Source organism: Veronia nyctiphanis (assembly GCF_004116385.1).
In the GTDB taxonomy this organism is placed as follows: domain Bacteria; phylum Pseudomonadota; class Gammaproteobacteria; order Enterobacterales; family Vibrionaceae; genus Veronia; species Veronia nyctiphanis.
Map to the genome: position 1 here is coordinate 1 of NZ_PEIB01000004.1, position 11,778 is coordinate 11,778.

Below are 11,778 nucleotides of genomic sequence, written 5' to 3' on the forward strand. Positions count from 1 at the left end.
CGTTGCCCAGGTTATTGATATCCAACCGCAGGGTGGTGTGGGAGGCCGAGGCATTATTAAGCGCAAGGGTCCAGCTCAGTTCGACATCATCGCCTTCGGTGAAGGATGTCGTTTCTGATGTGAGTGTTTTAACGAACGGAGCTACCTCATTGTCACTGAGGTTGACGGCGTCAGAGGTCACCCAATCATTGTTTGTGCTTTCGATTTTGGCATTGAGAGTCAGGTTTTTATTGCCTTCGAAAAGTGCATCATCTTTTGGCTGAACCAGCACACGTATCTGACCTTGATTCGCGGGCAACGTAATATTTACCAGTCCCGTGGATGTGTCAAAACTCACTGTTTCAATGAAATCACCTGTGCTCACGGAATAGAGCTTCATCACTCCGGTAAAATCATCGGCTAGTTTTGTGGTGTCGTCCGTTTGCCCTAGCTTGATCTGCACCTCGGTGTTTGAGGCACTGCGGTTATTTACCGCCAAGGTCCAGCCCGGCCACTGGCTGTCATCGCTGCCAGCGTTTTCATTCCCGTCCTGAAAACGAGTAATTTGAGAGACTTCTGTTGGTGTACCTTTGACAACGATATCAATAGCTTTTGTTGTTCCATCAGTCGCGGTGAGGGTGAAACTGTCCCTTTCTGTTGCGCCGTGCGCGATGTCTGGGGCACTGTCTTCATCTAATGTGTAGGTCCACTGCCCGTTTGCCAGAGCAAATTCACCATATTTACCCTTCAGTGTGATGTCGTTAAAAGCAGGGGTATCTTTGGTGTCAGGGTCCATGATACTCAGTGTACCGTTGGCCTGAACCGGGGTACTCCATGTATCTGGTTCTGTTACTTCACCATTAAATATTCCACTGACAACGGATGCGTCTTCGCTACCCGTCACTGTCATTACAATTTCATGTACGGATCCGTCAGATGCTGTGAAGGTAAATGTATCGTTGGCTTCTTCTTTTTCATCCAACGGGATAATCTTGTCGGGGAAAACCTCGTAACTCCATGTTCCGTCGCTGTTCATTGTCAGTTTACCGAAACTGCCATCGAGTGTTTGATCGGGCATGGTTGGTTGGGTGTCTGCATCAGGGTCGTACAAGGTTACGGTACCTGAAGCGGACGTTTGGCCCTGAACCAAGGTGGCTTGTGTGTTGCCGCTAATGACAGCATCAGTATCAGAGCCCGTTATATTGATGGTGATGACCTGCACGGTGCCGTCGGTGGCTTGGAGTTCAAGTTCCTCTTTGACTTGCTCTTGGTCTTTGAGTTGTCCGGATTTCTCACGATCGAGGGTGTAGGTCCACTGACCATTAACCAACTCTAACGTACCGTACTGACCCTCTATGGTGTCATCATTAAAGCTTGGAGTGTCATTGCTGTCGTCATCAGTAATACTGATATGGCCAGAGACCGATGCAGGGAGTTCGGTGATATCGCTTTCGGTAACAGCGCCAGAGAAGACGCCAGACACCACAGGGTCATCTTCTGTCCCGGTCACCGTCATAACAATCTCATGTTTCGATCCATCCGAGGCAACAAAGACAAAGGTGTCGGTTTCTTTCTGACCGCCATCAAGCGGGCGTATCTTGTCTGGGAACACCTCATAGGTCCATGTTCCGTCGCTGTTCATCGTCAGTTTACCGAAGGTGCCGTTGACCGTTTCATCCGGCATGGTCGGATTACTGTCCGCATCCGGGTCATACAGTGTCACGGTGCCTTCTGCCGATGTCTGGCCTTCGCCCAGCGTGGATTGGGTATCACCGCTAATAACGGCGGCAGTGTCGGAGCCTTTTATATCAATGGTGATGATTTGCTTGGTGCCATCTGTGGCTTCCAGTTCGATTTCTTCTTTAACCTCTTGGCCGTCTTTGAGTTTTCCGGATTTATCTCGATCAAGAGTGTAAGTCCACTGACCGTTGGCTAAGACCAGCGTCCCGTATTTCCCTTCGACGGTGTTATCTTCAAAGCTCGGCGTGTCGTTAGTATCGACATCAGAGATAGCGATATGGCCGGAGACTGAGGCGGGGATATCTCCGATATCGCTTTCTGTGACCGCGCCTGAGAAGACACCTGTCACGACGGGGTCATCCTCAGTACCTGTAACTGTCATGATAATTTCATGCTGAGAACCGTCAGAGGCAGTAAACACAAAGGTGTCTGTTTCTTCCTGAGCACCATCTAGCGGTAGGATTTTGTCTGGGAACACCTCGTAGGTCCATGTTCCGTTGCTGTTCATCGTCAGTTTACCGAAGGTGCCGTTGACCGTTTCATCGGGCATGGTCGGATTACTGTCCGCATCGGGATCATGGAGTGTCACGATACCCATTGCGGACGTTTGACCCTCACCTAACGTAGACTGTGTATCACCGCTGATCACGGCTTTGGTATTCGAACCTGTAATATCAATGGTGATGATCTGTTTGGTGCCATCAGTGGCTTCCAGCTCAAGTTCCTCTCTAACCGCCTCGCCATCTTTGAGCTTGCCAGATTTGTCCCGATCAAGAGTATAAGTCCACTGACCGTTGACCAAAACCAATGTCCCATATTGACCAACGACGGTGTCATCTTCAAAACTAGGCGTATCGTTGGTATCAACATCAGTGATGACAATATGGCCTGAAACTGAGGCAGCGATATCGTCAATGTCACTTTCGATCAAGGCACCCGAGAAAATCCCTGACACCACGGGCGAATCCTCGGTGCCTGTTACTGTCATGACAATTTCATGCTCTGAGCCGTCGGATGCCGTAAGGGTAAAGGTGTCGGTGCCTGTCTGGCCGCCATCCAGTGGCAGTATCTTGTCTGGGAATACCTCGTAGGTCCAAGACCCATCACTCTTCATGATCAACTTACCGAAGCTACCGTCGAACGTTTGGTCGAACATGGTCGGATTGGTGTTCGCGTCGGGATCGTAAAGGGTAACGTTGCCTTGCGCGGAGGTTTGACCTTCACCAAGGGTTGACTGGGTATCTCCGCTGATTAGGGCTTTGGTGTTTGAACCCGTGATATCAATGGTAATGATTTGTTTGGTACCGTCAGTGGCTTCGAGTGTCAGCGTTTCCTGCACTTCCTCTCCGGCGGTGAGCTTTCCGGATTTAAACCTGTCTAACGTGTACGTCCATTGACCATTAACCAGTTCCAGGAACCCGTAGTTACCCTCAATGGTGACATCTTCAAATACGGGAGTGTCGTTAGCATCGGCGTCAGTAATCTCGATATGACCGGAGACAAAGGAGGGAGCATCATTAATGTCGCTCTCGATCATTTCGCCTGAGAACACGCCAGAGACAACGGGTGCATCTTCGGTACCTGTGACGGTCAGGACAATTTTGTGAACAGAACCATCGGACGCCGTGAAGGCAAACGTATCGGTTTCCTGTTGACCACCATCGAGTGGCAGTATCTTGTCGGGGAATACCTCATATGTCCATGTTCCGTCGCTCTTCATGGTCAATTTGCCGTAAGTGCCGTCGAGAGTCTGACTGGGGATCGTAGGTTGTGTCGTCGCATCGGGGTCATAAAGGGTGACGGTGCCTGTGGCTGACGTCTGTCCCTCGATGAGCGTTGATTGGCTGTTGCCGCCGATAACAGCGGTTGTGTCCGTGCCAGTAATATTGATAGTGATCGCTTGAACGGTGCCATCTGTCGCTTCCAGTTCAAGAACATCCTGCACTTTCTGTCCAGCGGTGAGCTTGCCGGATTTTTCTCGATCGAGTGTGTATGTCCACTGGCCATTGACCAGTTCCAGCGACCCGTATGTCCCCTCTAGGTTTTATCTTCAAAGGCTGGCGTGTCGTTGATGTCAGCATCGGTGATATTGATATGGCCATTAACTGAGGCAGGGGCATCATTAATATCGCTTTCTATGACAGCGGCAGAGAAGACGCCAGACACGACAGGCGCATCTTCTGTGCCCGTCACCGTCATAATAATTTCGTGCTGAGAACCGTCAGAAGCCGTAAATGTAAAGGTATCGGTTTCTTTCTGGCCACCATCCAGTGGAACTATCTTGTCGGGGAAAACCTCGTAGGTCCATGTGCCGTCGCTCTTCATGGTCAATTTACCGAAGCTACCTATGATGGCCTCGTCAGGCATAGTGGGGTCGGTGTCCGCATCGGGATCGTGGAGGGTGACGTTACCTTGTGCGTTCGTTTGTCCCTCTGCGAGGGTAGATTGAGTATCGCCGCTGATAACCGCCTTGGTATTTGAACCTGTAATATCAATCGTGATGACTTGTTTGGTGCCGTCAGTCGCTTCAAGCTCGATGGTTTCCTGCACTTTTTCTTGGTCTTTAAGCTGGTCGGATTTTTCACGATCTAAGGTGTACGTCCATTGACCATCGAGTAATTCGAGGGTGCCGTATTTCCCTTCTATGGTGTCATCTTCAAAAGTAGGGGTGTCGTTGGTGTCAGCATCGGTGATATTGATGTGGCCCGAAACAGAGGCGGGCGCGTCGTTAACATCGCTTTCAATGACGGCGCCTGAGAATACACCTGACACCACGGGATCATCTTCTGTACCCGTGACCGTCATGACAATTTCGTGTACTGAACCGTCCGAGGCCGTAAACGTAAAGGTGTCAGTTTCTTGCTGGCCGCCATAGAGTGGGAGTATTTTGTCAGGAAAGACTTCGTAGACCCAAGTTCCGTCGCTGTTCATGGTCAGCTTACCAAAGCTACCATCAATAACCTGATCGGGCATGGTTGGGGCAGTATCTGCATCGGGGTCATAGAGGGTAATCGTACCCTCGGCAGAGGTTTGTCCATCATTGAGGGTAGATTGGGTATCGCCACTGATCACAGCCCGAGTATTCGAGCCCGTGATATCAATGGTAATGATTTGTTTGGTCCCGTCAGAGGCCACCAGTTCAATCGTTTCCTTTACCTTCTCGCCGTCTTTGAGCTTGCCTGACTTATCGCGATCGAGAGTGTAAGTCCATTGACCATCAACCAGTTCCAGCGAACCGTATTTTCCCTCAATGGTACTGTCTTCAAATGTTGGCGTGTCGTTCGAATCCGCATCGGTAATATTGATGTAGCCAGAGACTGAGGCGGCGGCATCGCCAATATCACTTTCTGCGACTGACCCAGAGAATACGCCAGATACGACGGGCTGATCTTCGGTGCCCGTGACTGTCATGACGATTTTATGTTCTGAGCCATCGGAAGCAGTGAAGACAAAGGTGTCTATTTCCTGCTGACCATCATCGAGTGGCTGTATCTTGTCAGGGAAGACCTCGTAGGTCCATGTCCCGTCACTTTTCATGGTCAGTTTACCGAAGCTACCGTTAACCGTTTCATTGGGCATGGTTGGCTCGGTGTCCGCATCGGGGTCATGCAGGGTTACGGTGCCATTGGCGGATGTTTGTCCCTGCCCCAATGTTGATTGACTGTTACCGCTAATCACGGTGTCGGTATCAGAGCCCGTGATGTTAATAATGATGATTTGAATGGTGCCATCGGTGGCTTTGAGTTCAAGTTCCTCTTTGACCTGCTCCTGATCTTTGAGTTTTCCCGATTTTTCCCTGTCTAATGTGTACGTCCATTGACCGTTGACTAACACCAGTGTTCCGTAATTTCCGTCGACAGTGTCATCGTTGAAAGTGGGGGTGTCAGCCGTATCGGCATCGGTGATATTGATATGGCCGGAGACAAAGGCAGGTGAATCTTTGATATTGCTTTCTGTTACATCACCATCGAAATCTCCGGTGACGATAGCGTCATCGTCAGAGCCTATTACTGTAAGAGTAATGGTGTGTGTGGTGCCGTCAGACGCGGTAAACTCAAACGATTCTTTTACTGCTTCGTTGTCATTCAGCGGACGGATTTTTTCAGGATCGACGATATAGGTCCAATAGCCATTTGTAAGGGTAATGGTGCCGTATTTCCCGTCTTGTTTATCGTCGTTAAGCGTTGGTTGTTGGTCTGCATCGGGGTCGTACAGTGAGACATGTCCATTCTCGGAAAGTACGCCCTGAGCGACAGTCGCTTCAGAGCTTCCTTGAATCGTTGGAAGATCATCCGTACCTGTTATGGTGATCGTAATCGGCTGTTTTGTGCCGTCTGTTGCGGTGAGAATAATGACATCAGTGTCTATTTCATCTTCTTTTAGCGGCGCTGTCTTATCTGGATCAACGGTGTATGTCCATATGCCATTCTCCAGCGTTAGCGTCCCGTATTTACCTTCAATGACGGTATCCAGAAATTGTGGACTGTCACCCCGGTCTGTGTCCGTTATATTGATATTACCGCTGACAGAGAGTAGGCCGCCTTGTGTTTCAGCATGCATGATGCCGGAGACTATTGCCGGGATATCGGCGCGAGCGATTTCATCGTTATCCGAAGATGAAAATGATGAAGGAGACCCGAGCGCTTTTATTTCTTTGAGAAAATCTTGGTACGTTCTAACTTTCCAAGCGCTTTGGTCAGCGTTCAACGTGGCGAGGTTTTTATTACTGTCAACAAGTTCAGTTTCAATATTACTTATTAGGTTCTGAATTTTGTTATCGTTTAACCGAGCGAGCTCAATAAGGAATAAAGCACATTTTACCGTTTCGTTTTCGGTATAAATTTTCTGCCAATTTGACGTGATATCTTTATCGATATTTTCGATAGATGCAGCGAGTTTATTTAACTCTGACCGTTTGTGATTCTTTTCCAGCGGATCTTTTTCGCTTCTTAATTCGTGTTCAAGCTGCTGATATTCAGTTAAAACGTCCAGTCTATTTTGTCTCAGCTGAACAATGAGAGCGAAGAATGACTCGCTGTTTTCACTATCGAAGATATTCTCTTGTAACGCCAAAGACTCGAGTAATTTTGCATTAAGGCCAGTGATATCGAGAATTTCGTAGCTGGAATATCCACGCCATTGTGGTGCAATTGAAGGCTGCCTTTTGCTATCAGTAATAGGCCGTTTTCGATGTTTACCGATTGATTGTTATTATCGATAAATGTCAGATCGAAACCATTCGCTTTGAGAGTGTCTAATGAAGAAATATTCGCTACTGTCATTGTTATACCCGCATTCGGAATAAGTAATCACAAAATCTACTTCTTAACTCTTAATTTTAATTCAAGTGGCTAATTTTAGAGAATTATTACGGGGGTTTAATGCAGAAAATACATTAAAGAGGTTGAGGAGAAGAGGTGGATGATAAAATATAAACGCTGATAGTTATATAAGCAATTAATAGTTAAGAACATTTGAGCGAAAGTGACTATCGCTCAAATGTAATCAGATATTAAGTATTACGAACCGACACTAAAGTCGTCAATTGACGAGTTTCCAGCAATATCCGTAATACAGATCGTAACGTCAGTACCTGACTGATAGTTAGGGTTATCAATTTTCCAGCTACCATCCTCCTGAATTTTTGTTTCGCCAATTTCCATATCGCCTTGCATTATCGTGACCGTCGCGCCTACATCCCACGAGTTATAATCAGAACCGCCTATAAATGTGTCGCCCTCATGGAGGCCATTTTCATTTTCAAGCAATATCTCTGGTGGTGTGGTATCCAGAGTCACAATACCTGCTTTAAATTCAGTGTTATTGTCGGTATCAGTAATTTTTACGGTGAAAGCATTTTCGCCTTTCGTCAGTGTTGAATCCGGTGGCAGAGTAAATTTCCAGTCTCCATGTTCATCAGCGCGGGTCACAAATGTTTCACCGACGATGCTGAACTCTACTTTCGCCCAAGGAGCAGCATCTCCCTCAAAATTAGGGTGCGGATCGTTGGTGGTTGACTGATTCTCCTCAGTGGAGAGGTAGGTGTGTGGGCTGGCTTCTGAAGCGTCATTCACCTCTTCGCCCTGCTCGAACCAAACATCCGCATACTCGTGAACGGTACCATCTGACTTGGTATAGGAGCTCATCAAACCGAGTAAGTTACCGTTATCCATTTCTTCGGAAGCCACAGCGCCGAGGCTGATGCTGGTGATATCCAGCTCTGCAAGGGTTTTGAGTTCACCGGGGTCAGTAATACCGTCCATGTTGCTGTCTACCCAGACGTCCAACTGGTCGAAAATAGCATCATGAAGATCGATAACGCCGTCTTCGTTCAGGTCATGTTGAGCGAGTGCTTCAATACCGTCGTTGGCTTTTGTTCCGTCGGCCAAATCTGTACCTGCACCAAACATCTCGCTGCCGTCGTTGATTAGTCCATCTTGGTTGATATCCCAAACAAGGAAGCCATCGTCACTGTTGGCCCACCCAGTGATGTTTGATGTGCCGTCGGCATCCAAATCGTAACTGATCTTCGAAACGTCGACAGAGATGGTTTCTACACCGTCTCCGTCCAGATCGAGGACCAATGGAGTAATTGCTGATGATTCAGCATAGAGGTCTTCATAGCGATAAGAATCAATTGAATTATCAAAAGAGTCGACAACGTAATCCAATGTCGTGTTTAGCGGTACATCTGGCCCATCAACCTGAATGATTAATTGCCCATCTTCTACACTCGAGCTCTGACCCATATACCCGTCAGAGTTCATATCAACATCGATTACAGCAAATGTGTAAATGTTCCCACTAGCATCCTGAATTTGGATATTAAAATCATACTGAACGGTATACTGGGTGCCATTAATTTCAACCTTTTGGGCGCTCTCGATGACATACTCGTTGCTAGCATTGTCTCCGATTAATGTGTCATTACTGTCGTAGAAAGTCACTTTCGTTGACGCACTACTAAAGTTAAGTTGTGTATTGTCAGCCGGACCGTTCAAGTCCCCTCTTACCACGCTGTAATCTTGACCAAAAATATATGCCGATATTTCTGGTTCATCGTTATCAGTGATGTAACCACTTTGTGTGGTGGTGCCAGAAACGATTCCTGCGTTACTCGAGTGCTCAATCAATTCTAGTGTTACTTCGTTTTCGCCTTTGTAGGTGCTGTCATCCACTGATTTGGAGCGAACATGAAATGATGTCGAGCCAGCAGGAACAATCACATAGCCATCGTAATATCGGGTTGCTCCCCACGTTTCCCCACCATCAAATGAAGCTTCAAAAGCATTCCATGAAGAACCATGAGTGGCATCTCCATGAACATTGATTTTCGTCCAACTGGTACCCGTCGATGGGTTGGCGAGTGTCGCTTCCCAGGTTAACCACTCACCCTCATTGGCATAAGCAGGTTCAGAAATCATCCACGCTGACTTGTCGAGCAGTGCAACAGCATCAGACGTTACCCAGTTACTTGAGCCTTCGGTAACGGCGTCGAACTTGAGTGTTTCATTGCTTTCAACGTTACTGTCATTGACGGGTTCGACAAACAGTCTGACGCCTGATTTTCCTGCGGGTATTGTAATATCGGCGGTATGTGGGGAGCTTCCACTCATAAAATAGTCACCGCCGATACGAGACCAGCCACCCTCTGCATCTTTGGTGTAAACGTGAATTTTGCCTGTGTAATCAGAACCGTATTGGGCCTGATTTAGACTGTCGTCAAACCTGAGAGTGACAGTTGTATCTGTGGTTGAAGTTTTGTTGATATCGAGATTGTAGCCAACCCAGCTTCCGCCTTCTTTGCCTTCTCTTTCCTGAGTGATGGTGGTGATTTCGGGTTTGTCTGGGCTGTCATGAATCGTTGAGTCGTTGGATTTTACCCAGTCCTGTTCCGCACCATGGCCATAGATCACGAAAGATTCGTTTCCCTCATAAACGTTATCATTCAGTACTTCCGCGTTTACATGAAGATCAGTGATACCAGCGGGCACTTTTACTGACGCTTTGTAGCCATTGCTAGCATTAAGGTCATAAGCACCTACCCATGCACCCGCTGATGTATAGACATGGATGGTACCCGAATAGTCCGAGCCGTGGCTGGCCGTGTGTCCCGCATCATTAAATGCCAACTCTACGGTTTGGTCGTCTTCTGATGGGTTACTGAGCTTGACTGACCATTTGTTCCACTGCCACCCTGAGCCTTCAGTAACATTTGCGAGTTGGTAATCGAAGTGACCGTGGCCTGATCTGCGTCATCTACAATGGTGACGGTGCCCGATACCATACCGGTTTGGGCGTGGGTACGTGCACCTATCGTGTAGGTTTCATTTCCCTCAAAGGTATTATCTTGTGTGGTTTGTGAACGAACCTGAAACGTGGTGACATTGGCTGGCACTTCAATGGTGTTGCCCCATGTGAAGTCTCCGGGGGCTTCTTGCCAGCCGTTACCAAAGTTGACCCAAAGGTCGCCTGTATTGAAGTCAGTCAGTTCGTCAGCATCCACAGGAACGGCATCAATAATGACTTGAGTCGGCAGTGAGGAGGTGTTGCTCAGGGTTACCGTCAGGGCGGCTGCCTCACCCTCATTGGCGGAAGCATCAGAGACTCCCGTAACAGTGGGTTTATCTGAGTCATCCGTGATCACAGCATCTTCTGATTCGACCCAATCACTTTGTGTCTCCGTTGCTCTGGCATTGATGGTGAGTGTCTCGTCGCCTTCATAGACCGAATCATCAAGCGGTTCAGCCCAGATTTTTACACCGACGGTATTAGCGGGAATTGTGATGTCTGATTCAAAACCGTTGTTTTCGTCCAGCAGGGCCTCGCCAAGAAAAACATTATCTAGCGTATATATATGCACCCAACCGGAATAGTCCTCAGAGAATGTCGCGTCATGTTGATAGTCATTAAAGCCAAGTCTGACATTGGTCTCAGAGGTTGAAGTGTTTGACAGATTAAGTGTCCAACCCGACCACGTACCGCCTTCGATACCTTCATGAGGTAAGGTCGTCACTGAGGTTACAGTCGGTTTGTCTGCATCATCCGTAATGGTGACAGTTCCAATGACTTGAGATTGCCCCTCGGCATTGGCGCGGATAGTAAAGCTCTCATTGCCTTCATACACACTGTCATCTTTTGTGCCCATACGCACCTGAAATGAGGTGGTGTTAGCAGGCACGTCAATCCAGTTGCCCAAGTAAAAGTTTCCGGGTGCCTGTTCCCAGCCGCTACCATAATTGACCCACAGGTCTGTGCTTTCCCAATCATTGTCTTCATTTGCTGAATCCGGGTAGGCATCAACCCATATCTTGGTCGTGCTTGTCGAACTGTTGCTGAGTGTAATGGTGACATCGGCGTTTTGGCCTTCGTCGATTGTTGTACTAGAAACAGAAGACACGGTGGGTTTATCTGCATCATCTTCGATACTGCCGACGGCGCGTGCCCATGGTGTTCCTGTATTGAGTGAAATAGCGTTGAGTGTGAACGATTCGGTGCCCTCATAGATGTTATCGTCCAGTGGTTTGGCGAAAACACGTAATCCGGTGGTATTGGGTGGAACGGTAACGTCGGAGGTGAAACTTTTCGTTGAACTCAGGTCGTAAATCTGACTGGTCGTTGTACCGTCGGCAAGGTCAAAATACACCTTCAGCTGCGTGCTGTAATCAACGTCGTTAGTCGCTGCTGTTCCACCAGATTCAGGGGTGTCCAGACGGACCAGACGCACTGTCGACGATTCTGGCGATGCGTTGCTGAGGTTAATGTTCCATGCGACCCATTCATTTTCGTTGTCGCCTGCGCTTTCGACCCCATCATGAATCTTGGTGACTGAATCGACGCGTGGAATTTCAATAATATCGGCAGTTTCAGAGACCACCCAGCCTTTATTGTTTTCTGGGGAGTAAGCCTGAATCGTGAGTGTCTCAGTGCCTTCTTTGCTGTGGTCGGCGGTTGTTTCTGCCTCTAATCTGACGCCGGTATGCCCAGCGGGAATGGTGATTGGTTGCTCCCACGGATTCCCACCGCCGATGGTCACGGTAGTCAGCAAGCTGCCGTCTT

Annotated in this window: 4 protein-coding genes; all 4 read right to left on the reverse strand. The window is 48.2% G+C overall.

Translation table 11 applies throughout. The features are described 5' to 3' along the window. Positions 1–3,739 (reverse strand): VCBS domain-containing protein (locus CS022_RS04900; protein ID WP_328590313.1); only part of this gene is annotated, 3,739 nt, incomplete at its 3' end. 17 nt (positions 3,740–3,756) lie between these two features. After that, positions 3,757–6,792 carry a VCBS domain-containing protein gene (locus tag CS022_RS04905; RefSeq protein WP_129121358.1) on the reverse strand — a complete coding sequence of 1,012 codons (3,036 nt, stop codon included), beginning with the start codon at positions 6,790–6,792 and terminating at the stop codon, positions 3,757–3,759. A 446-nt stretch (positions 6,793–7,238) separates the two neighbouring features. Beyond that, positions 7,239–9,851: an Ig-like domain-containing protein gene (locus tag CS022_RS04910; RefSeq protein WP_129121359.1), complete on the reverse strand. Its 2,613-nt coding sequence runs from the start codon at positions 9,849–9,851 to the stop codon at positions 7,239–7,241. 2 nt (positions 9,852–9,853) lie between these two features. Beyond that, positions 9,854–11,767 carry a hypothetical protein gene (locus CS022_RS04915; protein ID WP_129121360.1) on the reverse strand — a complete coding sequence of 638 codons (1,914 nt, stop codon included), beginning with the start codon at positions 11,765–11,767 and terminating at the stop codon, positions 9,854–9,856. Positions 11,768–11,778 lie beyond the last annotated feature (11 nt).